The sequence below is a fragment of the Myxococcus eversor genome (genome assembly GCF_010894455.1).
Taxonomy (GTDB): domain Bacteria; phylum Myxococcota; class Myxococcia; order Myxococcales; family Myxococcaceae; genus Myxococcus; species Myxococcus eversor.
Window position 1 is genome coordinate 252,229 of record NZ_JAAIXY010000017.1, and the last position, 25,450, is coordinate 277,678.

General features: G+C 69.1%; 23 protein-coding genes. 11 read left to right on the top strand and 12 right to left on the bottom strand.

Features of this window, described 5'->3' with window-relative positions:
- The 4 genes from G4D83_RS31045 to G4D83_RS31060 all read right to left on the bottom strand — a co-directional run bounded on the left by G4D83_RS31045 (window position 1) and on the right by G4D83_RS31060 (window position 5,132).
- Window positions 1-1,884: an NADH-quinone oxidoreductase subunit G gene (locus tag G4D83_RS31045; RefSeq protein WP_163868470.1), complete on the bottom strand. Its 1,884-nt coding sequence runs from the start codon at window positions 1,882-1,884 to the stop codon at window positions 1-3.
- Complete coding sequence (gene nuoD, locus G4D83_RS31050) at window positions 1,881-3,140, bottom strand: NADH dehydrogenase (quinone) subunit D (RefSeq protein WP_141648282.1); 1,260 nt, start codon at window positions 3,138-3,140, stop codon at window positions 1,881-1,883. The genes G4D83_RS31045 and nuoD overlap by 4 nt, the downstream gene beginning before the upstream one ends.
- Window positions 3,141-3,150: 10 nt before the next feature.
- Window positions 3,151-3,669, bottom strand: coding sequence for an NADH-quinone oxidoreductase subunit C (locus tag G4D83_RS31055; protein WP_163868511.1), 519 nt, complete (start codon window positions 3,667-3,669; stop codon window positions 3,151-3,153).
- Window positions 3,670-3,848: 179 nt separating this feature from the next.
- Window positions 3,849-5,132: an adenylate/guanylate cyclase domain-containing protein gene (locus G4D83_RS31060; RefSeq protein ID WP_163868471.1), complete on the bottom strand. Its 1,284-nt coding sequence runs from the start codon at window positions 5,130-5,132 to the stop codon at window positions 3,849-3,851.
- A 121-nt stretch (window positions 5,133-5,253) separates the two neighbouring features.
- On the opposite strand from G4D83_RS31060, the gene G4D83_RS31065 reads away from it, so the two are divergent.
- Window positions 5,254-7,395 (top strand): sulfatase-like hydrolase/transferase, encoded by a 2,142-nt coding sequence (locus tag G4D83_RS31065; RefSeq protein ID WP_163868472.1) that lies wholly within the window; start codon window positions 5,254-5,256, stop codon window positions 7,393-7,395.
- The gene (locus tag G4D83_RS31070; RefSeq protein WP_163868473.1) at window positions 7,277-7,753 is read left to right on the top strand and encodes a PaaI family thioesterase; all 477 of its coding nucleotides are present in this window, start codon (window positions 7,277-7,279) and stop codon (window positions 7,751-7,753) included. The genes G4D83_RS31065 and G4D83_RS31070 overlap by 119 nt, the downstream gene beginning before the upstream one ends.
- A gap of 83 nt (window positions 7,754-7,836) precedes the next feature.
- Here the strand turns inward: G4D83_RS31070 and G4D83_RS31075 are convergent, their stop codons facing one another.
- Window positions 7,837-8,400: an NADH-quinone oxidoreductase subunit B gene (locus tag G4D83_RS31075; RefSeq protein ID WP_163868474.1), complete on the bottom strand. Its 564-nt coding sequence runs from the start codon at window positions 8,398-8,400 to the stop codon at window positions 7,837-7,839.
- A 6-nt stretch (window positions 8,401-8,406) separates the two neighbouring features.
- Window positions 8,407-8,778, bottom strand: a complete 372-nt coding sequence (locus G4D83_RS31080) for an NADH-quinone oxidoreductase subunit A (RefSeq protein WP_141642904.1) — start codon at window positions 8,776-8,778, stop codon at window positions 8,407-8,409.
- Window positions 8,779-9,024: 246 nt separating this feature from the next.
- On the opposite strand from G4D83_RS31080, the gene G4D83_RS31085 reads away from it, so the two are divergent.
- A complete protein-coding gene (locus G4D83_RS31085) occupies window positions 9,025-10,590 on the top strand; it encodes a methyl-accepting chemotaxis protein (RefSeq protein WP_163868475.1) in 1,566 nt (521 codons plus the stop codon).
- Between the two features lie 3 nt (window positions 10,591-10,593).
- On the opposite strand, the gene G4D83_RS31090 is transcribed toward G4D83_RS31085, so the two are convergent.
- Window positions 10,594-10,818 (bottom strand): amphi-Trp domain-containing protein, encoded by a 225-nt coding sequence (locus G4D83_RS31090; RefSeq protein ID WP_163868476.1) that lies wholly within the window; start codon window positions 10,816-10,818, stop codon window positions 10,594-10,596.
- Window positions 10,819-10,874: 56 nt separating this feature from the next.
- Here G4D83_RS31090 and G4D83_RS31095 point away from each other — a divergent pair, with 56 nt between their 5' ends.
- The gene (locus G4D83_RS31095; protein ID WP_163868477.1) at window positions 10,875-12,281 is read left to right on the top strand and encodes a pyridoxal phosphate-dependent decarboxylase family protein; all 1,407 of its coding nucleotides are present in this window, start codon (window positions 10,875-10,877) and stop codon (window positions 12,279-12,281) included.
- 28 nt (window positions 12,282-12,309) lie between these two features.
- Here G4D83_RS31095 and G4D83_RS31100 read toward each other — a convergent pair whose 3' ends face one another.
- Window positions 12,310-13,986: an arylsulfatase gene (locus G4D83_RS31100; protein WP_163868478.1), complete on the bottom strand. Its 1,677-nt coding sequence runs from the start codon at window positions 13,984-13,986 to the stop codon at window positions 12,310-12,312.
- A gap of 208 nt (window positions 13,987-14,194) precedes the next feature.
- Here G4D83_RS31100 and G4D83_RS31105 point away from each other — a divergent pair, with 208 nt between their 5' ends.
- Entirely contained in the window at window positions 14,195-15,667 is a 1,473-nt protein-coding gene (locus G4D83_RS31105; RefSeq protein WP_163868479.1) for a D-arabinono-1,4-lactone oxidase, read from the top strand.
- 21 nt (window positions 15,668-15,688) lie between these two features.
- On the opposite strand, the gene G4D83_RS31110 is transcribed toward G4D83_RS31105, so the two are convergent.
- Window positions 15,689-16,507 (bottom strand): PHP domain-containing protein, encoded by an 819-nt coding sequence (locus tag G4D83_RS31110; RefSeq protein WP_163868480.1) that lies wholly within the window; start codon window positions 16,505-16,507, stop codon window positions 15,689-15,691.
- An 81-nt stretch (window positions 16,508-16,588) separates the two neighbouring features.
- Here G4D83_RS31110 and G4D83_RS31115 point away from each other — a divergent pair, with 81 nt between their 5' ends.
- The 5 genes from G4D83_RS31115 (at window position 16,589) to G4D83_RS31135 (ending at window position 19,738) form a co-directional block, all read left to right on the top strand.
- On the top strand, window positions 16,589-17,059 hold the full coding sequence (locus tag G4D83_RS31115; RefSeq protein ID WP_163868481.1) for an RrF2 family transcriptional regulator: 471 nt from the start codon (window positions 16,589-16,591) through the stop codon (window positions 17,057-17,059).
- 12 nt (window positions 17,060-17,071) lie between these two features.
- Window positions 17,072-17,341, top strand: a complete 270-nt coding sequence (locus G4D83_RS31120; protein ID WP_163868482.1) for a hypothetical protein — start codon at window positions 17,072-17,074, stop codon at window positions 17,339-17,341.
- Between the two features lie 58 nt (window positions 17,342-17,399).
- Window positions 17,400-18,623, top strand: coding sequence for a deoxyhypusine synthase family protein (locus G4D83_RS31125; RefSeq protein ID WP_163868483.1), 1,224 nt, complete (start codon window positions 17,400-17,402; stop codon window positions 18,621-18,623).
- Between the two features lie 31 nt (window positions 18,624-18,654).
- Window positions 18,655-19,089, top strand: a complete 435-nt coding sequence (locus tag G4D83_RS31130) for an OsmC family protein (protein ID WP_163868484.1) — start codon at window positions 18,655-18,657, stop codon at window positions 19,087-19,089.
- Window positions 19,090-19,210: 121 nt separating this feature from the next.
- Window positions 19,211-19,738 (top strand): hypothetical protein, encoded by a 528-nt coding sequence (locus G4D83_RS31135; RefSeq protein WP_163868485.1) that lies wholly within the window; start codon window positions 19,211-19,213, stop codon window positions 19,736-19,738.
- 76 nt (window positions 19,739-19,814) lie between these two features.
- Here the strand turns inward: G4D83_RS31135 and speA are convergent, their stop codons facing one another.
- Complete coding sequence (gene speA, locus G4D83_RS31140; protein WP_163868486.1) at window positions 19,815-21,821, bottom strand: biosynthetic arginine decarboxylase; 2,007 nt, start codon at window positions 21,819-21,821, stop codon at window positions 19,815-19,817.
- 226 nt (window positions 21,822-22,047) lie between these two features.
- Between speA and clpX the strand changes: the two genes are divergently transcribed.
- A complete protein-coding gene (clpX, locus tag G4D83_RS31145; RefSeq protein ID WP_163868487.1) occupies window positions 22,048-23,121 on the top strand; it encodes an ATP-dependent Clp protease ATP-binding subunit ClpX in 1,074 nt (357 codons plus the stop codon).
- Here the strand turns inward: clpX and G4D83_RS31150 are convergent.
- On the bottom strand, window positions 23,111-23,878 hold the full coding sequence (locus G4D83_RS31150) for a CvpA family protein (protein ID WP_163868488.1): 768 nt from the start codon (window positions 23,876-23,878) through the stop codon (window positions 23,111-23,113). The genes clpX and G4D83_RS31150 overlap by 11 nt on opposite strands.
- Window positions 23,879-23,905: 27 nt before the next feature.
- Entirely contained in the window at window positions 23,906-24,622 is a 717-nt protein-coding gene (locus G4D83_RS31155) for a J domain-containing protein (protein WP_275902401.1), read from the bottom strand.
- Between the last annotated feature and the right edge of the window lie 828 nt (window positions 24,623-25,450).

Sequence of the window (25,450 nt, forward strand, 5' to 3'; positions counted from 1 at the left end):
CTAGATACCCCTCACCCGGGGAGAACCGAACTCACGGTAGCCCGGAGGACGCCCGTCAGCGCCCGTGGGCAGCGGATTGATACCCGGCTTCTCCCGGTCCGGCGGAGAGGCCTTGTCCCAGTTGAACTCGGCGAACTCGGCCACCTTGCCGGACAGCTCGCGCCACACGTCGCGCGCGGAGGTCCAGGCCGGCGCCTCGCCGCCCACCTCGCGCGTCAGCTCCGCGGCCCACTTCCAGCCCGGAATCACGTCGCCCTTGGGAGGGTACGCCTTGCGGAAGCGCTGGGTGATGCCGTCCATCTGTGTGAAGGAGCCCTCGTCCTCGACGTGAATCGAGGCGGGCAGGAGCACCGTCGCCTGTGCCGTCACCGGCGACTCGTTCTTCTCCTGCACCACGAAGACGTCCAGCTTGGAGGCCGCCTGCGCGAAGGCCGCCACGTCGCCCGGCACCTCGGTGCCGATGGCGTAGAGCGCCTTGACGCTTCCCTTGTCCAGGGCGGTGGTGAGCGCCTCGAAGGTCTCCACCTTCAGGCCCAGGCCCTTGGCGATCCACTCCAGGCCCTTCCTGTTGGGGTTCTTGTCCGCCGTCTTCAGGAAGTGGTCCGACTTGCCCGCCGGACGACCGCCCACGTAGACGGTGGAGATGCCCAGCGTGGCCTTCGCGAAGGTGAGGCCCGCCAGCAGCTCCTCGTTGGAGGACACCGGCGAGGCGAGCACCGCGAGCTTGCCACTGCCCACCAGCGGCTTGAGCGCCTTGGCGGCGGCCTGCGCGGCCTCCTTGCGCGTCACCACCGGCACGGCCTCGGCGGCCTGACCCGTGGCGCGGCCAATCCTCGCCTGGAGCACGCGGCCCAGGTTGAAGGACTTGTACATGAGCCGGCCCTGGTCACACATCCAGCTCTTGTTGATCTCCTCGTTCTCGCGAGGACGGATGCGGTAGGTGTCCTGCGACATCCAGTCCGCGTACGTGTTGCAGCCCTTCGCGCAGCCCGTGCAGATGGACGGGGTGGCGGAGAGGAACCACGCGCGCGCCTTGAAGCGGAAGTCGCGGCTGAGCAGCGCGCCCACCGGGCAGACGTCCACGGTGTTCATCGAGTAGTCGCTGTCCAGCTCGTTGCCCGGGAACACGTCGATGCGCTCGTGGCTGCCGCGGCCGAACACGCCGAGCTGCGGCTCCTTGGCCACTTCGTTCATCACGCGCACGCAGCGGGTGCACATGATGCAGCGCTCCTGGTCCAACACGACGCGCGGCCCCAGCACCTTGCGCTTGTTCTTTAGGGCCTTGCCGCCCTCCAGGCGCGAGGGGCGGTAGTCGTACTTCATGTAGTAGTCCTGCAGCTTGCACTCACCGGCCTGGTCGCAGATGGAGCAGTCGACCGGGTGGTTGAGCAGCAGGAACTCCATCACCGAGCGCTGCTGCTCCTTCACCTTGGGCGTCGTCGTCTTCACGACGACACCTTCGGCGAGCGGCGTCTGGCACGCGGGCACCATCTTGGGCGCGTTGGACGCCTCGATGAGGCAGATGCGGCAGTTGGCCGCGATGGAGAGGCGCGGGTGGTAGCAGTAGTACGGAATCTCCGAGCCGACCGTCTTGGCCGCCTCGATCATGTTCGTCCCCGGCTTCACGACGACTTCCTTGCCGTCGATGGTGCAGGTGACGAAGCCCGGGTTCTTCGGCGCGGGCTTGGGCGGCGGTCCCGGAGGGGCGGCGGCCTTGGGCGGAGGCGTGACGCTGCTGGCCGCCGCGGGAGGCGTGTCCATCTTCGGACCGGCCGGAGGGTTGGAGGGCTCGGGACCGATCTTCGCCGCGGGGGTGTCCGTGGGCGCGCCCTTGGGGGGCGGCTGCGCGTCACCGGTCGGCTTCTTCGTGTCGTCGTTGCTCACTGCTCGACCTCGCCGCCAATCATGTTGATGGTGTCAAACGTGGGGATGAGGTCCGCCAGCATCTTCCCCTCGATGATATGGGGCACCGCCGCGAGCACCGGGAAGCCCGGGGCGCGCACATGGACCTTGTACGGACGACCGCGACCGTCGCTCACCAGGTACCAACCCAGCTCGCCGTTCGAGGCCTCGGTCGCGTCGTAGCACTCGCCGGGCGGCACCTGGATGCCCTCCATGACGAGCTTGAAGTGCGCCATCACGCCCTCGATGGTGCCGTAGACCTCCGGCTTGGGAGGCAGGGCGATGCGCCAGTCATCCACGATGATGGGGCCGGCGGGGATGGTCTCCAACGCCTGGCGGATGATGCTGATGGACTGACGCATCTCCTCCATGCGGACGAGGTAGCGGTCGTAGTTGTCGCCGTGCTCGCCCACCGCGACGCTGAAGTTGAAGCGCTCGTAGACCCAGTACGGGTGCGCCTTGCGCAGGTCGTGGTCGATGCCGCACGCGCGCAGCGCCGGGCCCGTCCAGCCGTAGTCGATGGCGTCCTCGGCGGAGATGACGCCGGTGTTCTTGGTGCGGTCCACGAAGATGCGGTTGCGCGTGAGCAACCCGTCCATCTCCACCAGCAGCTCTTCCGTGCGGGTGAGCGTCTTGTGGACCTTGTCCGCCCAGCCTTCCGGCAGGTCGCGGTTGATGCCACCCACGCGGCCGAAGCTGGTGGTGAGGCGCGCGCCGGTCAGCTCCGTGACGCGGTCCTGGATGAGCTCGCGGGCCTCCATGCCGTAGAGGAACGGCGCGAAGCCGCCCATCTCCAGGCCGGTGGCGCCCACGCACGTCAGGTGGTCCGTCAGCCGGTGCAGCTCGCTGCCGATGACGCGGATGTACTGGGCGCGCTCCGGAATCTCCAGGCCGATGAGCTTCTCCACGGCGTTGAGGAAACCGAAGTTGTTCATCATCGCGGACAGGTAGTTGAGCCGGTCCGTGTACGGCAGGCACTGCGTCCAGGTGACGTTCTCGCAGCTCTTCTGGAAGCCGCGGTGCAGGAAGCCGATTTCAGGGTCGATCTTGACGATGGTCTCGCCGTCCAGCTCCACCTTCAGCCGCACGGTGCCGTGCGTGGCCGGGTGGGACGGGCCCATGTTGATGACCATGTGCTTGCTTTGGAGGTGAGCCTCCAGCTCCGAGCCCTCCGGCGGCAGCGAGCCGTCGGTGTCCGGATTGTGGCCCTTCGCATCAAACGTGTGGCTGTCGGCCATGGTGTCGTCCTCAGGAGTGCCCGCTGGTGCCGGGACCGCGGAAGATGTCCTTGATGGGGCGCTCAGGGATGAGCGGCTGCCTGTCTCGCAGCGCGTAGTCCTTGCGCAGCGGGTGGCCCTGGAACTCGTCGTACAGGAGGATGCGGCGCAGGTCCGGGTGGCCCTCGAAGCGGATGCCGTAGAAGTCGAAGGTCAGGCGCTCCCACCAGTTGGCGCCCCGGTACAGCGTCGCCAGCGAGGGGATGACGGGCTGATGCTCGCTCACGCGCACCTTGAGCCGCACGTGCTCATGGCGCTTGAACGAGTACAGGAAGTAGACGACCTCGAAGCGAGGGTCGCTCTCCGCCAGGTGCAGCCGGTCCACGCCGTCGATGGAGCCGAAGAGCTTGAACTCCAGCTCCGCGTCGTTCTTGAGGAACGCGGCGACCTTCGGGAGCGAGTCGGGATGGATCACGGCCCAGGCGCCACCGGCCCGGTCCACATAACGCTCCACCACCGCCTCGGGAAAGTGGGCGGAGACCCTGTCCAACGCGAAAGTGCTCAAGGGGGACCCAATGACTGAGGGAGAAGAATCCGCGGCTTTATAAGGAGCCCAGAAGGGGGGCGTCAACGTAAACCCTCAACCATGTAGGCCACTTAGGAAGCCCAGAAGCCCGCGTTGCGCACGCGGCGTCCGAGCGGGCACGTGGATCTCCGTCCAGGAGGAATTCAAGCCGCCGAGCCCGGGGTGCTGACGAGCGAGGGGGCCCGCGGCAGGGGGACGAAGGTGGCCACCGGCCGGCTCTTGCCGGGCACCAGCGCCTGGGTGATGGCCTCCCAGTGGAAGAGGGGGCCCACCTGCTCCCGGGTGGCCTCCGAGACGAGCACCGGGACGCCCACCCGCTTGGTCAGCCCCTCGATGCGGCTGGCCAGGTTCACCGTGTCGCCAATGGCCGTGTAGTCCAGGCGCCGGGCCGTGGAGCCGATGTTGCCCAGGATGACGGGGCCAGTGTGCACGCCGACCCCCATCCGGATGGCCGGGGCTCCCTGGAGGGCCCGCTCCGCGTTGAAGGACTCCAGCTCCTTCACCATGTCCAGGGCGCACCTCACCGCGCGGGTGGCGTGCTCGGCGTCCGCCAGCGGGGCGCCGAAGTACACCATCAGTGCGTCCCCGATGAACTTGTCGAGCGTTCCTCCGTGGCGGAATACCACCTCCACCATCCGGCCATAGTAGGCGTTGAGGAGCTTGACGACCTCGCCCGGAGGGAGGCGCTCGCTCATCCCGGTGAAGTCGCGGATGTCGGCGAAGAGGACGGTGACTTCGCGCAGCTCGGGTTCGGGGGAGGCCAGGCGCTGGAGGCGCTCGGCGACGGCGGGGGCGAAGTAGCGGCCCAGGCGGGCGCGCTTGAGCTCCTCTTCTGAAACGGCGGCGGAGAGGGCGCGGATGCGGTTGAGCAGGTGGCGGGCGCCCGCGGCGGCCACGGAGAGCATGACGACGGAGGCCAGCTGGGCGCCGATGCCGATGCCGGCCTGGTGCTGGAGGGCCATCTCCGCGACGGCTGCGAAGGCGGTGACGACGAGCGTCACCGTGTTGCGCAAGGAGAGCGCCGCGAGGATGACCAGCACCGCGAAGATGCCGAGCGTGAAGCCGGCGACGCCTCCGGGGGAGGGGGACACCGGAATCGCCTGGCTCTGGAGCCAGTACACCGCGGGCACGTCGATGAAGGCCACGGACATGCCGGCCCAGCGCACCGCGCGCGGTGAGCGGGCCACGGCCACCCACACCGCGGCGGTGCAGAGCCAGTAGATGGAGAGGGGGCGGAGGTACTCGAGCCAGTCCGGCTTGCCCGCGCCCAGGCCCAGGCAGGCCGACATCACGAGCATGACGGAGACGGCGACGAAGCGAATCCTCGACATCTGGCGCGCGTTGCGTCGGCGCTCGTCGTCGAGGGCCCGGTTCACCGAGTCCTGGATGCCTTCTGGCGCGTTGGACCTCAGGGCCTCACCCCCCATCCCAGGCTCCACCCTTCCGCTGCACGCGCATCTTGCCCCGTCTCGACGGCGCTCGCACCTTCCGGGTCGGAAAGGCTCCTGTCCTCGCGAGCGTGTCGCGTTGCGGTATACACGGGGACGCATGGCTGAGCCCGTTCCCCCTCATCCGTTCCGTTCGCTCGGTTGGCGCCTCGTGCTGGGCGCGGGCCTGGGACTGGTGTTGTTCGCCGTGGAGTCCTGGCTGCTCTTGCGCTCGGGACTGGTCGGCGTGGACATCAACGTGGACGGGCCCTACGCGGCGCTGTCGGCGGCGGTACGGCCGATTCTGCCCGGCCTGCTGCTGCGCGTCGCGGCCGTCTACGTGGTGGCGGGAGGCGTGCTCGCGGGCGTGGCCTGGGGCCTGGCTCGCATCTGGGGACGGAGTGGGGTGGGGGCGACGGTGCTGGGCTGGTGCGTGCTCGCGCTGCTGCTGGCGTGGGACCGGGCCATCGCCCGCCCGGCCCTCTTCGATGACCTGCCCGCGGTGCGTCCGTTGCTGGCGTGGCTCGTGGACCATGGCGCGCCGTGGCATCCGCGCGCGGTAGCGGTGGGGCTGGCGCTGGTGCATGCCGCGGCGCTCCTGGCCCGGCTTCCGACGTGGAGGCGGCGGCTCCAGGCGGGCACGGGGCTCCTGGCCGGAGTGGTGGTGCTGTTCGTCGCGGGGCGCATGGTGGGCGGCGGGACGGATGACACGAAGCCTCCGCTGGTGGTGCTCATCGGCATCGATGCCTTCCGACCAGACCGGCTGCGGACGCTGGGCGGTACAGGTGAGGTGGCGCCTCACGTGGACCGCTTCGTCGCGGACTCCACGCTCTTCACCCGCGCGTACACGCCGGTGGCGCAGACGGAACCCGCGTGGCGCTCGCTGCTCACCGCGCGCTGGCCGCACGAGACGGGCGTGCGTTACGCGCTGACGTCCGAGTCGCGCATGAAGCTCCAGCCCACCTTCCCGGAGTCCTTCGCGCGGGCGGGGTGGCGCACGGTGTTCGCGACGGATTGCTCACGCTTCCACGCGGAGGGGCCGTCCTCGGGTTTCGCCACCCGGTTGCAACCACCACGCGGCGCGGTGAACTTCCTCCTGGAGAAGCTGCGCTACCGCGCGCTCGGCGTCTTCGCGGACCACTCCGTCGGTGCCGCGTGGGTGCCGGAGTTCATCGACAACCGTGCGCTGGCCGGCATCCATGACCCCATGGGCTACGCGGAGCGACTCACCGACACGCTCCTGGACGAGGCGAGCCAGGGCCCCACGCTGTTCGCCTTCCACGCCACCGCCGCGCACTTTCCGGGCGACCCCGTCCATCCCTTCTACCGGCGCTTCGTGTCGCCGTCCGAGCCCCTGGAGCGACGGCTGCGGATGCACTTCGCGCCGGTGTCTCCAGGCGCGAAGGGCGGGTGGAGTCGCGACGGGGCGGAGGCGCTCTACGACGAGCTGATCGCCCAGGCGGACGCGCAGGTGGGCATGCTGCTGGACGCGCTGCGACGCTCGGGGCGCTACGACGACGCGCTCATCGTCCTCATCTCGGACCACGGCGAGAGCTTCCACGAGGACAGGCCGGACCTCGCGGGCGCCACCCCCGTGCATGGCGCGCGGCTGACCGAGCTGGAGAACCGCATCCTGTTCGCGGTGAAACCTCCCAAGGGGCGCTTCACCGCGCCCGCCACCTCGGACGCGCTGGTGCGACTGGTGGACGTGGGGCCCACGCTGCTGGAGCTGTCGAGCCTACCGGCGCTGACGGATGTCGCTGGCGTGTCGTTGGCGCCGCACTTGCGCGGTGAGTCGCCGCCGCCGCTGAACCTGTACGCGGAGACGGGCTTCACGCACGTCTCGCCGGAGGTGTTCGACTCGGGGCACTGGCCCGGCGCGCCGCGCGCATTCGACGCGTACCGCATCCGCCCGGATGGCGTGGTGGAGCTGGGTGACGCGGCGCACGAGGCCGTGGTGCTGGAGAAGGACCGGGGCGCGTTCGACGGGGAGCGCTGGTGGGTGGACCGTCCCCAGGCGGATGGCACCTTGCTGCGGGTGTGCTCGGGCGACTGTGAGGGGCTGGACGCGCTGTCGCTGGAGTCGTGGCTGGACACGGTGCGAGGACGGACGCCGGAAGGTGACTCGCGTAAAGTCGCCGGCCATGTCGACGACTCCAGACGCCCCGTCTCTCCAGGAACAGTACGCCCCCCACAACAGCTGCTTCGGCTGCGGCCCGGCCAACACCCAGGGCCTGCGCATCCGCAGCCGCGCGGAGGGTGACCTCGTCGTCGCCGAGTGGACGCCCTCCGAGCATCACCAGGCGTTTCCCGGCGTGCTCAACGGCGGCATCATCGGCGCGCTGCTGGACTGTCACTGCAACTGGACGGCGGCCTGGCACCTGATGAAGGCGCAGGGCGCGTCCTCGCCGCCGTGCACCGTGACGGCCGACTACTCCATCACCCTCAAGCGCCCCACGCCCATGTCAGGGCCGGTGCGGCTGGAGGCGAAGCCGGTGGAAATCAAAGGCGACCGCGCCATCATCGAGGGCACCCTCACCGCCGGAGGCAAGGTGACGGCGCTGTGCCGGGGCACCTTCGTGGCGGTGAAGGAAGGCCACCCCGCGTACCACCGCTGGTGACGGTGGAAACACCAGGGGCCCCGACGCCACCCCTGGGAAGGGGAGGCACGCGGGGCCCCGGGAGGACAGCGGAGGCTCGAGGACTACTTGCCCATGGAGATGAGCAGGTCGTGCCGGGCAGCCGTCGGGTTGGGCTGCTCGCGGTCGGCGATGCGGTGGACCTGGTTGGCGATCTTGTCCTGGAGGAGCATGAGCCCGTCCAGCACCTGCTCCGGGCGGGGCGGGCAGCCGGGGATGTAGACGTCCACCGGGAGGATGCGGTCGATGCCCTGGAGCACCGCGTAGTTGTCGTAGAAGCCGCCCGAGGACGCGCACACGCCGAAGGACACGACCCACTTGGGCTCGGTCATCTGCTCGTAGACGCGCTTGAGGATGGGGGCCTGCTTCAGGTTGATGGTGCCCACCACCATCAGCAAGTCCGCCTGACGCGGCGAGAAGCGGGGGAACTCGGCGCCGAAGCGCGCGATGTCGTGACGGCTGGCCGCCACGGACATGTACTCCATGCCGCAGCAGGCGGTGGCGTACGGATAGGTGAACAGCGAGTACTTGCGGGCCCAACCCAGGCCCTTGGAGACCATGCGCTGGAAGAAGCCCATGGCCTCGTCGCGGCGGGTCGTCAGCACTGGAGCGATGTCCGAATCAGCCATGATGTCTCAGCTCTCCCAATCCAGGGCGCCCTTTTTCCAGACGTAGATGAGGCCCACCACCAAGGTCACCGCGAAGACCAGCATCTCCACGTACCCGAACCAACCGAGCGCCTGGAAGTTCACCGCCCACGGGTACATGAACACGGCTTCCACGTCGAACACGATGAACAACAACGCGACGACGTAGAACTTCACGGCGAAGCGCTGGCGTGCCGGGCCGCTCGACTCGGAGCCGGCCTCGAACGGAGTGGACTTGATGGCGCTCGGGCGACTGGGGCCCAGCAGCGAGGTGATGAAAGGAATCGCGACGCCCATGATGCCGGCCAACAGCAGCACCACCGCCAGGGGCAGGTAGGGCGAGAGGGGAGAGGGAGTCATCGCGCGCGGAACCTAATGACACCGGCCTCGCCATGTCAAAGGGAAAGTCCCCCTGCTCGGCGTCGCAACCCCTTGAGATGACGATGAAAAGCAGGGCTTGTCCACGCAGGCGGCGACCAGGCGCCTCGGACGGCTCCCCGCACGTCCCGCGAGCGGCGGGCTCGTTTGACGCTCCCAGGGACGCACGCCTAGCGTCGGGCGGCGCCGACGGCCGGCGATCAGCGCATCACGAGGGGAGATGACGGCATGTGGGGGCGGCTCGGCTTGCGGATGCAGGTGGCCATCGCGGTGCTCGTGCCCTGTCTCACGGTCATCGGCCTGTGCATCTGGAACTTCTCCGCCCGGCAGCGCGAGGTCTCCCTGGAGCTGCTGCAGAAGCGCGCCCGGGTCCTCGGCACGCTGGTGGCCAACCACCCCGCGACGCGGGATTGGGACGGCTCGGAGGCCTCCAAGGAGCGCCTGGACACCGTGCTCGCCCAACTGGAGGCGCATGACGTCGACGGTGGAGGCGGCTTCACGGTGAGCTACCAGGGGTTGCTCGCGCCGGACGGTCGCCCCGTGTACGAGTCCGTGACGCGGCTGCCCGAGCATGCGCGCGGCAAGACGGCGGTGACGAAGCAAGGCTGTACGACGTCGCTCCTCGCGCTGCGCGAGGTGTCGGTGCGGTGCGCGAGCGGCGAGCGGACGTATGTGGTGGGCCTGGGCCTGGATGAAGCGGCGGCGTCCGTCACCGAGCTGAAGGGCGCGGTGGTGGCGGGGCTGGTGGGCGCGCTGGTGCTGGGGCTGCTGCTCGCGGCGCTCATCGGGCGGACCATCGTCGAGCCCGTGTCGCAGGTGACGGACGTGGTGCGGGACGTGGCTCGCGGAGACGTGTCGCGCGTGGAACTGGACGTGCCGGCCACGGGCGAGGTGCGGTTGATGGCGCAGTCCTTCAACCAGATGCTCGGCACGCTGCGCATCACGGTGCTGGAGCTGGTGTCGCGCACGGAGCAGCTCTCCGGCGCGTCGCGTGGCCTCTTGGGCGCGTCCGCGGACCAGGAGCACGTCATCAGCCAGCAGGCGGCCTATGCGCAGCAGATCGCCGCGACGTTCGAGGAGTTGAGCCGCACGGCGGAGCAGATCTCCAGCTCCACCGAAGTCGTGGAGTCGAGCGCCCGGCGCACGCACGAGGCGGTCGCCGAGGCGATGGCGGTGGTGGCGCAAGTGGTGGCGGGCATCAACGACATCCGCACCGAGTCCAAGGGCGTGGCGGACGCGATTGTCGGCCTCAACCAGGACCTGCAGCAGGTGTCGAAGATCGCCCACGTCATCAACCAGGTGGCGGAGCGCTCGGACCTGCTGGCGCTGAACGCGGCGCTGGAGGGCACCAAGGCGGGCGAGGTGGGGCGGGGCTTCTCGCTGGTGGCGGCGGAGATGCGCAAGCTGGCGGAGAACGTGTCGGCGTCCGCGCGAGACATCGGCCGCATCGTCGAGAAGGTTCAGGACTCCGGCGAGGAGGCCGCGTCCAAGGCGCGCGTGGGCATGGCCACCAGTGACCGGGGCGTCGAGGTGGCGGAGCAGGCGTCCTCGGTGTTCCAGCGAATCGTGGAGCTGGCGCGCGGCACCAGCGAGGCCGCGCGGCAGATCACCATCGCCACGAGGCAGCAGCGTCAGTCCAGCGAGCAGGCCGTGCAGGGCGCGCGCAACGTGGCGGAGCTGGTGAAGCAGGGCGTGGATGCCACGGGCCGCACCACGCGCATCGCCCAGGACCTCCAGGCGGTGGCCGAGGGACTCACCGCCGTCACCAGCCGCTTCAGGACGACGCGGAGCTAGCGGCTACTCGCGCGTCCATCGGACCTGGAGCTCCAGCTCGTCCACGTCGCCTTCGCGCTCGTGCTCGATGCTGAAGTGCGCGTGGGCGGGGACGTGCAGCCGCTCTCCCGCCACCTGGATGCTGAACCCCTTGCCGCTCTCCACCGCGTCCGCGAGGCGTCGCAGCTTCGCGACGAACTGCGCGCGGGGGTAGACCTTCTCGATGTCTCGCTTGGGTCGCTTCGCCATCGCGTCATCCTGCCAGCGGCGTGCAAACCCGTCGAACTTCATTACTGTGCGCGCGCATGGGCTCGCTCGAACTGTCCCCCGCGCATTTCCGGCGTCTGGCTGACCGTGTCTCCACCCTGGCCGAGGAGTGGCTGAAGGGGCTCGACTCGCGCCCCATCGCGCCCTCAATCTCTGGCGCCGCGTCGGAGGCGATGTTCTCCGAGGGACTTCCCGAGCAGGGCCTCGGAGACGCCGCGCTGGATGCGTTGAAGCCCTTCATGGAGGGCTCTCGCGCGGGCAACGCCCGGTTCCTCGCGTACGTGTTCGGCTCGGGCGAGCCGGTGGGCGTGCTGGGCGACTACGTGGCCAGCGTGGTGAACCAGAACGTCACCGCGTGGCGCTCGGCACCCACGGTGGTGAGCCTGGAGCGCTCGGTGATTCGCAGCCTGGCGAGCGCGGTGGGCTGCGCGGGCTTCACCGGGAGCTTCACGGGCGGCGGCTCCTCCGCGAACCTCATGGCCCTGGCCATGGCGCGCGAGTCACTCGCCCCCGCCAACGAGGATGGCGCGCCCTCCGGCGTTGTCTACGCGTCGGCTGAAGTCCACATGTCCATTCCCAAGGCCGTCGCGCTCCTGGGCCTGGGGCGCAAGCACCTGCGGCTGATTCCCACCGACGCGCAGTGGCGGATGCGGCCGGATGCGCTGGCCCGTGCAATCACGGAGGACAAGGCCGCCGGCCTGCGCCCGCTGGCCGTGGTGGCGACGGCGGGCACGGTGAACACCGGCGCGGTGGACCCGCTGACGGCCGTTGCGGGCCTCGCGCGAGAGCACGGGTTGTGGATGCACGTGGACGGCGCCTATGGCGCGCTCGCGGCCATGGCCTTCCCGGAGCGCTTCGAGGGACTGAGCCTGGCGGACTCGCTGTCCATGGACGCGCACAAGTGGCTCTACCAGCCGGCGGACTGCGGCGTGCTGCTGTTCCGCGATGCCCAGGCCGCGCGTCGCGCCTTCTCCTTCACGGGGGACTACGCGCGCGCCCTGAACTCGGACCCGGTGGAGGGCTTCGCCTTCTTCGACGAGTCGATGGAGCTGTCACGTCGCGCCCGCGCCCTGAAGGTGTGGCTCTCCGTCCGCTTCCACGGGCTCGCCGCGTTCCGCGAGGCCATCCGCCGCGATGTGGAGAACGCGAAGCATCTGGAGACGCTCGTCCGGGAGACAGCCGGACTGGAGCTCCGCTCGCCCGCGACGTTGAGCGCGGTGTGCTTCCGCTACACGGGTGGACTTCCTGACGCGGGGCTCGACGACTTCAACACGCGGCTGCTGGCGCGAATCAACCGGCGCGGCCGTGTCTACCTCTCCAACGCGACGCTGGAGGGACGCTTCTGCCTGCGCGCCTGCTTCGTGAACCACCGCACCACGCGCGAGGACGTGGCGACGGTGGTTCACGAGGTGCTCGCGGCGGCGGAGGAGCTCAGGGCCTCGTAGTCACGTCACGAGGCCCCGTCGCGCCGGCTCAGGCGTGGCTCTGCTGGAAGCGGCGGATGGCCTCCTCCACCTCGTTGGCGAGCGACATCACCTGGTCGCCGACCTCCGACTTCCCCTCGCGCTGGGCCTCCTTCATCTTCTCCTTCACCTTGTCCTTGAGGGGGCCGATGCTCAGGCTGCCCGGGGCCTGACTGGGCACGTAGTCGATGAGGCTCTCCGCGAACTTCTTCACCAGGCCCTGCGCCGGGACGAAGAGGAACATGCGCTCGCCGTACCAGCTCGTATAGAGGCCGGAGAAGAGTCCCTCCTCGAACGGGTCCGAGCGCAGGTTGATGAGGTAGGGCCACGCGGGGTTGAAGCGCTTTCCGCTGAACCACATGTCCGGCCCGCGGCCATCCTGGTAGCTGAAGATGACCTTCCAGTCGTCGTAGCGCACCGCCGCGATGTTGCCGCTGTCGAGCACGTAGATGAACTCGTGCCGCTGTCCCGGCTCCGTGCCCGCGAGCAGCCCGCGCTGGTCATACCCATCCAGGTGCACGCGGAACTTCTTCTTCCCCACGGTGTGCCCCTGCTTGCACTTCTCCACGATGTCCTCGGGACCGCCCGCCGCCGCGACGAAGGTCGGCATCCAGTCCTCGTGGGCGAAGATGTCGTTGATGACGGTGCCCGCCTCGATGACGCCGGGCCACCTCACGACGCAGGGCACGCGCACGCCGCCTTCCCACGTCGAGCCCTTCTCTCCGCGGAACGGCGCGTTGCCGCCATCGGGCCAGCCCATCTTCTCCACGCCGTTGTCGGTGGAGAACACGACGATGGTGTTGTCCGCGATGCCCAGGTCATCCAGCTTCTTCAGCAGGACGCCCACGTGGTCATCCAGCTCCGTCATCGCGTCCGCGTACAGGCCCTTGCCCGTCTTGTTCTGGTACTTCTCCTGAAGGAACGTCCACACGTGGGTGCGCGTGGTGTTGTGCCAGATGAAGAAGGGCTTGTCGTCCTTGGCCGCGCGCTCCATGAACGTCAGGGAGGACTTGAGGAACTCCTCGTCCACCGTCTCCATGCGCTTCTTGGTGAGCGGCCCGGTGTCGACAATCTTCTGCCGGCCCACGCGGCCCCAGCGCGGCTCCTCCGTCGGGTCATCGCGGTCCGTGGCCCAGCAGTGGAGGACTCCGCGCGGACCGAAGCGCTCCTTGAACGCCGGGTCCTTCGGGTAGTCGGGGCACTCCGGCTCGTTCTCCGCGTTGAGGTGGTAGAGGTTGCCGTGGAACTCGTCGAAGCCGTGCACCGTGGGCAGGTAGCGGTTCGAGTCGCCCAGGTGGTTCTTTCCGAACTGGCCGCACACGTAGCCCTGGGGCTTGAGCAACTCCGCGATGGTGGGGTCGGAGTCCTGCAGGCCATAGGGTGCGCCCGGCATGCCGATGGTGGTGAGCCCCGTGCGCAGCGGGTTCATGCCGGTGATGAAGGCGGCGCGGCCCGCGGTGCAGCTCTGCTGGCCGTAGCAGTCCGTCATCAGCGCGCCCTCGCGGGCGATGCGGTCGATGTTGGGCGTCCGGTAGCCCATCATCCCCTGGTTGTAGGCGCTGACGTTCCACAGGCCGATGTCGTCACCCCAGATGACCAGGATGTTCGGCTTCTTTCCCGGCTGCTTGCCGTGGCCATTGCCATTGCCATTGCCATTGCTCTTCTTGGATTTTCCGATCAACGCCATGCGCCCGCCCCCGTTGCCCCGCCGTCGGTGAACTCCGTCCGGCCGATTGGCAAGGTGGGGTGGGGTGGCGCAAGAGGCGAGCTGCCCTGGGGGGCGGTGCGCGAGGTCTCCATTCCCGAACCCGAGCGTCCAGGCGAGCGTTGCTCCGCGCCGACGGCTCACACCCCCGGCCATCGCGCCTCCCTCCTTCGAGACAAGAGGGGGGACCATGACTCTGGACCGCATCCGGCGCATCGCTCGCACGTGGCGCCTCAACACGCTCAATACCGCTGTCTACGTCGCGTCGGGGGGAACGACGACGCTGCATGAAGGTCGCTTCACCCGCTGGTGCGGAACGTGGCGCAACTGGAGCCGGACCTTCGAATGTCAGCCCGCGCGCTTCGAGCGGCCGGAGACGGAAGAGGCGCTGGGCCGCATCGTCCGGGAGTCGGAGAAGGTCCGCGTCGTGGGCGGAGGCCACTCGTTCAACCGCTGTCCGTTGACCCAGGGGACCTTGATTTCGCTCGACGCGCAGGCCCGCATCCTGGACGTCGACGTGGAGCGGAAGGTGGTGCGCGTGCAGGCTGGTATCCGGCTGCGCGACTTCACCCGACAACTCCTGGCGCACGGACTCTCGTTACCGGTGCTCGGGTCCACGAACGCGCAGAGCCTGGGGGCGTTGATTGGCACGGACCTGCACGGCACCGGCAAGTCGCATGGCTTCCTCTCCGAACAGGTGCTGTCGCTGCGGGTGATGGACGCGGCGGGCGAGGCGAGGACGTTGGTGCGCGGCACGCCCGGGTTCCATGCGGTGGCCGGCTCGATTGGCACCTGCGGCGTCGTCACCGAGTTGGAGCTGCAGTGTGTCTCCGCGTTCAACCTGGAGAAGCGCCTGGAGGTCGTCCCGCGTCGGTGGGCCGAGGACCACCTGGAGGAGGTCCTCGACGCGAATGACCACGTCAGCTTCTATTACGTGGGCGGCGTGGACGCGGAGCACATCCGGATGAACGTGTGGAACCGCACGACGCATCCGCCCTCCGTGCTCTGTCACGTGAAGAAGATGGGGCTGGAGCTGATGGACATGCTGCTGTCGGGCTACCTGCTCGGCCTGTCACGGGTGCTGATGCTGACGGAGCCCTTCGCGAAGCTCGGCCTGTTCTTCATGAAGCTGACGCAGCAGGGGCGCAAGACGGTGCTGCCGATGTGTGCCGCCTTCGCGCGACAGCTCTTCTACCACCACGACGAGATTGAATACGGCGTTCCCTTCGCGCGGCACCGGCAGTGTCTCCAGGAGGTGTTGGAGCTGCTGGAGCGCAGGCGCTTCGTCTGCATCGTCGAGGTGCGCTTCACCCCCGCGACGTCCATGGCGACGGTGGGGCCGGGCGTGGGACGGCGCACGTGTTTCATCGAGCTGGCGCCCAGCCTGTCCGTCGACTCCAGCGCCGTGTTCCAGGAGGCGGAGCAGATCTTCCTCAAGTACGGCGGCCAGGTGCACCTGGGCAAGGCGACGCGGGCCACGGAGGAGGACATGGAGCGGATGTATGGCGTTCGCTGGCATGCGCTGCGCACCGTGCAGCGCGCCCAGGACCCGGATGGGAAGTTCGTCAACGACTTCGTGGCCCGTGTCTTCGGGCCCACCCGGAGGCTGGAGTCGCGGGACGAAGACGCGGAGGCGCCCGAGCCCGTGGTCTCCTGGGGCTGAAGTGTCGCCCCGTCGGAGGACTCACGCCGTGGCGCGGGACTTCAGCTTCGCGAACAGCTCCGGCGCCATCGCGGCCGTGCCCAGGCGGTGCTCGGCGGACACGGCCTCGCCATGGAAGTCGCTGCCGGCGGTGGGCACCAGGTCGTGCTCCTTCGCCAGCGCCAGGTACTTCTGCCGCAGCCCCGGGTTGTGGTCCGCGTGCATCACCTCCAGGCCGGAGAGCCCCGCCTTGGTCAGCTCGCGAATCTCCATCCGCTCCGCCTTGGACGAGCCCGGGTGCGCCAGCGTCGCCGTGCCGCCCGCGTTGCGGATGAGGCGGATGGCGTCCGCGCCGTCCAGCTTGAAGCGCTCCACCCAGGCCATGCCCCGCGTCCCCAGGAAGCGGTCGAACGCGGCCTTCATGTCCACCGCCCAGCCCTGGTTCACCAACACTCGCGCCAGGTGAGGTCTGCCCAACTGCGCATCCCCCGCGACGGCCAACACGTGCTCCATGCGCACAGGGAAGCCCAGGTGCTGCATCCTCGCCACCATGGCCTCCATGCGCTGCTCGCGCTCGCCGCGCAGGCGCTGGGCGAAGCGCGCGAGGTCCTCGTCATCCGGCCTCACGAAGTGCCCCAGGATGTGCACCTCGCGCCCCAGGACGAAGGCGGAGACCTCGATGCCCGGCACCAGCTCCACGCCATGCGCGCGCGCGGCCTCGCGGGCCTCGGCGAGCCCCGCGACCGTGTCGTGGTCCGTCACCGACAGCACCGTCACACCCGCCGCCGCCGCGCGCGCCAGCAGCTCCGTGGGCGAGTACTGGCCGTCGCTGGCGGTGGTGTGGGAGTGCAGGTCGATCATCTCGGGCTCCGGGGCGAGCGGTTGAAAGCCGCACTGTCGCGACCTAGGCTCTTCTTCAAACCACGGACGACGTCAAGGGCGATGCCGCCGCACCCACTCCAAATCTCACGAAAGATTGAGTACGGGCTGCGGGCCATGACCTTCCTGGCCTCACAACCCCTGGAGCGCATGGTTCCCTTCCGGGAAATCGCGCGCCGGATGGACGTGCCCGAGGACTTCCTCGCGAAGATCCTCAAGGTCCTCGTCTCCCGGAAGCTCGTCCGCTCCACCCGGGGCGCACACGGGGGCTATGCCCTGTCCCGGCCCGCGCGCGAGGTGACGTTCCTGGACGTCATCGAGGCGGTCGAGGGGCCCGTCCACGTCAATGTCTGCCAGGACACGCAGCACGATGGCTGCAAGGCCACCGGGAGCTGCACCATGTACGGCGTCTGGAAGCTGGGCCAGCAGCGGATGCTGGACGTGTACCGCTCCACCACGCTGGACCGTCTGGCGATGACTGAACTCAAGGGCGCCCCGGAGTCCGGCTCGCCGCCCGTGACGGCGCGGGCCTAGACTGCCCGCCCCATGGCCAAGAAAGCCGATACGAGCATCGAGAACCGGGTGTACCTCTTCGAGTCGCTCGCCAGCAGCTACGTGGCGGCGGCCTCGGAGGCGCTGGGCTCCAAGGACCCCGCGGAGCGCGAGCGCGCCCGCCGAGTGCTCGCGGAGCTGGCCTTCGTCTCCTGTGTGGTGGCGGACACCGAGGACCTGACGCCCGACGAGGTCCGGGAGCGGGTGTTGAGCGCGCCTCCGGCCGACGCCGCCCCGAAGAAGCGCGGGAGCCGTCGCAAGTAGGGGCGGAGGCTCAGGCGGTGCTCCCCTTGGCGGGCGGGCGGTGTTAGATCGCCGCGCCATGGCCAAGACCTCCTCGAACCCGAAGAAGTCCCTCCGCTCCGCGTACTCCGGCGCCCGCAAGGCGGACCCGCGTCCCATCACCGGCAAGGAGAAGCCGGCGGAGCTGCTCGCCCATGCCTTCAGCGCCTACGTGGGCCGCCAGGAGCGCACGGCGTTCGAGCTGATGTCCAAGTCGATGGAGGACGACGCGTCCATCTTCCTCACTCTGTCGGGCGCGATGACGCCGGCGGGCCTGCACCAGAGCTGTCTGATTCCCCTCATCGAGAAGGGCATCATCTCCGCCATCACCACCACGGGGGCGAACCTCTACCACGACGCCCACCGCATCATCGGCCACGCCATCCGCGAGGTGAACCCCAACGCGGGCGACCTCCAGTACCGGCTGGCGCGCATCATCCGCATCTACGACTTGGGGTTCTGGGAGGAGGCGCTGCTCGACACCGACCGCCTCTTCTCCGCCATCATCCGGCAGCCCGAGTTCCAGAAGAAGATGACCACGCCGGAGTTCCACTTCCTGCTCGGCAAGGCCATCCACGGCATCGAAAAGCAGCTGGGTGTGAAGCAGCCGTCGCTGTTGTCCACCTGCTACAAGCACGCGGTCCCCATCTGGGTGGGCGCGGTGCAGGACGGCTCCATCTTCCTGAACATCGTCAAGCTCAAGCGCCTGCTCGGGCCCGAGTTCAAGTTCGAGCTCGACATCAACGACGACGTCTACTCCATGGCGGCGATGCAGCACTTCTGCCGGCACAACGGCAGCAAGCGGCTGGCCATCTGGATTCTCGGCGGCGGCGTGCCGAAGAACTACACGCTGCAGGGGGAGCCGCTGCTGGACCAGATTCTCAACGTCCCCACGTCGGGCTTCGACATCGACGTGCAGTTCTGCGTGGACCCGGTGGACAACGGCGCGCTGTCCAGCTGCCCCGCGGGCGAGGGCCACACCTGGGGCAAGGTCTCCGTGGAAGCAGTGGAGACGGGCTCCGTCTACGTGCACTGCGACGTGACGGCCGTGTTCCCCTGGCTGACGCACGCGCTGCTCAACGAGCCGAAGAACAAGCGCAAGCCCATGCGGCTGATGGACCGGTTGCCGGAGGCGATCACCTTCCTCGACGCCGACGTGAAGAAGCGCAGCAAGGCGCTGATGAAGACGCTGGACTGGAGCGTGGAGGAGGCGGAGCCTTCCACGAAGAAGGACGCGAAGAAGCACGACGCCTACGTCCGCTAGAGCACCCCCAGGCTCCAAGGAGCGCCAACCCATGAGCACGCAACAGCCCCCTGCCACCGGCGTGGTGATGACCCTGGTCAGCCACGCCCAGTTCAAGACGCAGCTCACCCACGGGCCCTCCAACGCGGGCCTCCAGACGGAGGCGCCCCGGGACAACGGCGGCACCGGCGGCAGCTTCTCGCCCACGGACCTGGTGGGCGCGGCGCTGATGTCCTGCGCGGTGACGACGATGCACCTGTTCGCCTCTCGCGAGGGCATCTCCCTGGGCGAGATTCGCGCCCGCGTGGAGAAGCGCATGACGCCGCCGCCGCGCCGCATCGGCGAGCTGGTGCTGGACCTCCAGATGCCCGCGGGCCTCTCCGCCGAGCACCGCGCCCGGCTGGAGCAGGTGGGCCGCGAGTGTCCGGTGGCCCGCAGCCTCCACCCCGAGGTGAAGCTGCCCATGACGTTCAGCTACCCGGACTGAGCCGGGCGCCTGTCCGTCTGTCCACCGTCCGTTGGAGCTTCCGGGCGAAGGCTGCCCGGGGGCTTCCGCGTGAGAACCCTTCCCTGGCGGGCAATGGAGCCGCGGGGCGGGGAGGGACGACATGGATGCGAAGCGGCTGGGCATCTATCTCAGCGATCACCACGCGGGCTCGGTGGCGGGCCTGGAGCTGGCGCGGCGGACCGAATCCGAGAACCACGGCAACCCCGTGGGCCACTTCCTGGCCGCGCTCATCCCGGAGCTGCGGCAGGACCAGCGGACCCTGGAAGCGGTGATGCGGGCCCTGGCCGTGCGCAAGGACCCGCTCAAGTCCCGCGTCGCGTGGGTGATGGAGAAGGCGGGCCGCCTGAAGCTCAACGGCCACTGGGTGCGCTACTCGCCCCTGAGTCGCCTCGTCGAACTGGAGGCCTTGTGCACGGCCACCGAGGCCCGCCTGTCCCTGTGGAGCACGCTGGCCCGACTCCAGCTCCATGACTTGCGACTGGCGAGCTTCGACTTCGAGTCGCTCCTCGCCCGGGGTGAGCTTCAACAGGTGGGGCTCCAGCGGCTGCGGGCCCGCGCGGCGGACGTCGCCTTCGCGGACGAGCCCACGCCCTTCGGCGCCGGAGAGCCCCTCATCGCCAGCTACTGAAAACACCCCGCCCCCCGACGCTTTCCCTCGAGGGGCGCGGCGGAGGGCGGGGATTGAAGCGGCGAAGGCGAAGTGACTACGTGCCCGACGGAGACACCGGAGGACGGGTGGCGTCCGGCACCGGCACCAGGCGGAGCTGGCTGGCGCTGCCGGCGAAGCTCGCGTCCACGCCGCGCTCCAGGTACGTGTAGCCGGACAGGCCGTCCTCGTACATGCGCAGCAGGGTGCGCGACTCGTCCAGGGAGATGCGGCCCTGGCGCAGCGCCATCTCGGTGAACTTGCGCAGCCGCGCCACCAGGTCGTCCCTGCTGTAGCTGACGTAGTTCAGCACTTCCGTCACGGTGTCACCGGCCACCACGTGGTCGATGAGGTAGCCGCCGTTGGGCGCCAGCGACACCTGCACCGTGTGCGTGTCTCCGAAGAGGTTGTGCAGGTCGCCGAGAATCTCCTGGTACGCGCCGACCAGGAAGATGCCCAGGTAGTAGTCATCATCGTTGAGCGCGTGCAGCTCCAGCGCGTCCTTCACCTCGCGCTTGTCGATGAAGTGCTCGATCTTGCCGTCCGAGTCGCAGGTGATGTCCGCCAGCGTCGCCCGGCGCGTCGGCTTCTCCGACAGCCGGTGGATGGGCATCATCGGGAAGAGCTGATCAATCGCCCACGAGTCCGGCAGCGACTGGAACACGGAGAAGTTGCAGAAGTACGTGTCGCTGAGCGCCTTCTCGAGCGAGTCCAGCTCCTCGGGAATCTCGCCGGCCTCCTTCGCGATGCGCATGATCTTGTGGCAGGTGGCCCAGTAGATGTTCTCGGCCGCCACGCGCTGCTCCAGCGACAGGTGGCCCAGCGAGAAGAGGGTGAGGCTCTCCTCCTTGGCGTCCTGCGCGTCGTGCCACGCCTCCAGCAGGTTCTTGTTCGTCACCTCGCGGAAGGTGGCCAGGAGGTTGCGCACCACGGAGGGCGCCTTGTCGTCCACCTTGTCCGGCACGTGCGCCGGGTCGAACTCGCTGGTGCCCAGCACGTCCACCACCAGCACCGCGTGGTGCGCGACGACGGCGCGGCCCGACTCGGAGACGAGCGTCGGGTGCGGCACGCCAGCGCGGTCACACGCCTCCATCACGCCGAAGACGACGTCGTTGGCGTACTCCTCCGTCGTGTAGTTCATGGAGGAGGCGAAGTTCGTCTGGGAGCCGTCGTAGTCCACGCCCAGGCCGCCGCCCACGTCCAGGTACTTCAGCGGCGCGCCCTGCCGCGCCACCTCCACGTAGAAGCAGCCCACCTCGCGCAGCGCGTTCTTCACGTTGCGGATGTTGGAGATCTGGCTGCCCAGGTGGAAGTGCAGGAGCTCGAAGGCGGGCAACAGGCCCGTGTCCTTCATGAAGCTGATGCAGTTCATCAACTCCGACGAGGACAGGCCGAACTTGGAGCGGTCTCCGCCGCTGGCCTCCCACTTGCCGGCGCCACGGGTGGACAGCTTCACGCGCATGCCCAGCCGCGGGGTGATGCCCGTGCGGCGCGAGACTTCCGCGATGAGGGGCAGCTCGCTGGGCTTCTCGACGACGAGGATGACGTTGCGGCCCAGGCGCGAATAGAAGAGGGCCGTCTCGATGTACTCCTCGTCCTTGTAGCCGTTGCAGATGACCAGCGCTTCCTCGTTCTCCAGGAGCGCCATCACCGCCATCAGCTCGGGCTTGCTGCCGGCCTCCAGGCCGTAGTTGTAGCCCTTGCCCGCCTCGATGATGGTCTCCACCACGTAGCGGTGCTGGTTCACCTTGATGGGGTAGACGCCCCGGTAGCCGCCCTTGAAGCCCTGGTCGGCCATGGCCTTGCGGAAGGCCTCGTTGAGGTGGACGACGCGGTGGCGCAGCACGTCCGTGAAGCGCAGGAGCAGCGGCAGTCCAATGCCCCGGCGACGGACTTCGTCCACCAGGTCCTTCAAGTCCATGCTGGGGGCCTGGGGGCCGTCCGGATGGACGCAGACGTGGCCCTTGTCGTTGATGCCGAAGTAGGGCGAGCCCCAGTTCCGGATTCCATAGAGCTCGTGCGCGTCAGCGAGGGTCCAGCGGTGCGGAGGGGCGTTTGCGGGCATCGGCGGTTCGAGGCTCCCAGGGAAACGGAGGGTGGACTCCAGTCAACACTGGAGGGGCGCGGGAACTATAGGAAAGCACCCCCGCATACAACAGCCGGCTGAAGGGACAGCGAGCTGGCGAGCAGGCGACCTCCCCGGGCCCCTGTCCTGGCGGGCGGACCTTCCATCTGATTCCTACCCTTTGGACGGAGTGTCGGGAGGACGCGTGGATAGAAGGGAAGGGTACATGGAGTCGTCCGCACGCAGGGAAGAAGCGCCGCTGACCCCTCGGGAAATCTTCGAGCGACTGGACCGCTACGTCATCGGCCAGGACGCCGCCAAGCGGGCGGTGGCCATCGCCGCCCACAACCACCTCAAGCGTGTACAGGCCCGGAAGCTGCGGAGGCAGTCCCTCATCAAGAAATCCAACATCCTGCTCATTGGCCCCACTGGCAGCGGCAAGACGCACATCGCCCGCAACCTGGCGGACATCCTCCAGGTGCCCTTCACCACCGTGGACGCCACCGAGTACACGGAGGCGGGCTACTACGGCAAAGACGTGGAGGTGATGATCTCCGACCTGCTCCTCAAGGCGAACCACTCCGTCGAGGACACGCAGCGGGGCATCATCTTCGTGGACGAGGTGGACAAGATTGCCCGCCGCTCCCAGGGCGCCCGCAACGGCGCGGGCAGCCGGGACATCGGCGGCGAGGGCGTGCAGCAGTCCCTGCTGAAGCTCCTGGAGGGCCGCGAGGTGTACGTCCCACTCAACGTCACCCAGGCCTGGAACAAGAGCGACTTCGTCCAGGTGGACACCCGCGACATCCTCTTCATCTGCGCGGGCACCTTCAGCGATTTGCACGAAGCGGGTGACGACGCCTCCAGCCGTCCCCTGGGCTTCGGCGCGGATGGCTCCTCCAAGGGCCCCCGCAAGCGCATCAGCACCAGGCAACTGGTGGAGTTCGGGATGCTGGCGGAATTCCTCGGACGACTGCCCGTGGTGGTGCAGCTGGACTTGCTGGGCGAGGCGGACCTGATTCGCGTGCTCACGGAGCCGCCGGACTCCATCGTCCGCGAGTTCCGGGAGCTGTTGGCCATGGACGAACTGGAGCTGGAGTTCGACGACGCGGCGCTGCGCGAGGTGGTGCACTACTCGGCGACGCGCGGGTTGGGGGCTCGTGGGCTGCGCTCCATCCTGGAGCACGTCATGGCGGACATCATGTTCGAGGCGCCCGAGCGGCGACGTCGACAGGTGAAGGTGGACGCGGACTACGTGCGCCCGCGGCTGGTGGGGCTGGACGCCGTGCAGCTCAACGTGTGACGTCCCCGTCACCTTCCGAGGCCCGGGCCGCCGCGCCCAGTCGGGCGGCGATGTCCGGGTCCTGGATGAGCTGGAGGACCAGGTCGTTGCGCAACAGCGCGGCGGTGTCGCCCCGGGCGAGCGCCTGCTTCACCTTGTCGTCCTGGAGGAGCCGCTGGAAGCGCGGGTCCTTGCGCAGGGCCTTGAAGGCGGGGTCGTTCCTCAGCGAGGCCGCGCGCTCCGGGTCTCCCGCCGCCTTGGCCACCTGGATCATGTCGTCCATGGGGGCGAACTGGGTCATCTCGAAGAGGTTGAAGCGGCGCGCGGCCTGTGCCGCCAGGGAGTCCTTGGGCGACACGCCGATGCGCTTGCCGGCGACGATGACGTGCTGCTCGAAGAAGGTCATCGCGCTGAGGGCCATCCACGCGAAGGCGGCCGTCTTCCCCGCGCCGAGCACGAAGCCCAGGAAGCGGTCGATGCCCTGGTTCTCGTTCTGCTTGCCGGTGGAGAGGAAGCGCTGGAGCAGGGCGCCCAGCGCGTAGCGCACGGTGAGCCACACGCCGACGAAGAGGAGCACCGTGCCCAGGAGGAGGCCGAGGAGCAGCGGGCCGTCGAGCGCCTCCGCGAGCCTTGGCGCGACGAAGGGGCCGAGCCGGCGTGAGGCGAAGAACCCCAGCGCCAGGCCCACCCAGTTGGCCACCTGTCGGGAGGCGCCGGTGAAGGCGCCGATGAGCCCGAAGAAGAGCACCGTGCCCAGGATGATGAGGTCGATGACCATGGGGCTTTGCCGCGCCTCCGGACGACGTCAGCGAATCTTGAACGAGTCGCCCTTGGATTTGGCCTCGTCCGACAGGCGCTTCTGCGCTTCGGCCAGGCTCTCCTTGTAGCGGGGATTGGAGGGCTCGTAGGTGAGGGCCATCTTGAGGTTGCGCTCGGCGGCGGACCAGTTGCCGGCGTCGATGTCCTTCTGGGCCTGCTGGTAGAACTGGCGCCCCTTGGGGTGGGTGCCGATCTGCTCTTCCTGCTCCTTCTTCGCGGCGGCCTTCGTCTCGGTTTCGGACGCCTCGGTGAAGCGCAGCTTCTGCGCGCGCTCCGAGCCCGCCACGTCGGCGAGGTACTTCTTGCGCTTCGTGTCGTCGCGCAGGACGTAGTAGGCCTCGGTGACGCGCTTGTAGAGCTCGTGCACCTGCTCCTTGAGCTGCTTGTCCTCGATGTGGAAGAAGCGGTCCGGATGGTAGGTGCGGCTCTCCCGGTAGAACGCCTTCTTGATGTCGGCGGGAGTGGCGGTGCGCTCCAGGAGGAGCACCTCGAAGTAGTCGCTCTGGTCCAGCTTCGCGCAGCGCGACGCGAGGTCCGCGAGCTGGTGTTCGTCCAGGCCGGGGCCCTTGGCCGCGTTCGGTGGCGGAGGCGGTGACAGGGCTCCCACGGGCGGCGGGGGCGGTGCCATGGGCGCGACGGAGGGCACCGCCGGGGCGATGGGTGGCACCACCGGGTTGATGGCGGGCACTCGAGGCGCCGTCATCGGCGGGATGCCGGGACGGTGGCCGCGGCGGGAGGCCGGGGCGGCGCGTCCGCGGTGACGATCGCCGGCAACGACATGGTGGGCCGTGGTCCCGGACGCGGCGGTGGCGGCGAGGCCGGCGGCGGAGGCGCGGCGACCTGTCCGACGGCGAGCGTCGGAGGCGGCCGGGGCGTGAGGGCCGGACCCTGTGGCGCACCGGTGGGCGGCGCCGCGGCGGTGGCGGTGGGCCGGGTCAATCCGGGGGGCAGCGGTACCGTTGGCGGACGCGTGGCGGGAGACGCCGAGGCGACGCTCGGGACCGCTGGCGCGATGGAGGGAACGGAACCTGAGATGGGCGCGGCTCCGCGCGCCGTGGTGCCCTCGCCGGGGGGCGGTGGCGGGATGATGGCGCCCGCGACGGGCGGGGGCGTCAGGGGCGAGGTGATGGCCGGGGCCGCGCGAGGCGGCGTGCCCGCGATGGGCGCCACGCGAGGCGAGGCTCCAGCGACAGCGGGCGTCATCGGAGCGATGCCCGCCGGTGTGGGCCGAGGAGCGGGGCCCGACCCTGGAGGCGGAGGGACCGTGCTCGTGGACGCCGCGCGAGGCGGTGTGCCAGCGACCGGAGCGGGCGTCATCGGTGCGCTGCCCGCTGGAGTCGCACGAGGAGCGGGGCCCGACCCTGGGGGCGGAGGCACCGTGCCAGGCGCGGCCGTGCGAGGCGTGGCTCCCGCGACGGGTGCGGGCGTCATCGGTGGAATGCCCGCTGGAGTCGCGCGAGGAGCGGGACCCGATGGCACGGCGCCCGAGACAGGAGCCGGCGTCATCGGTGGAATGCCCGCTGGAGTCGCG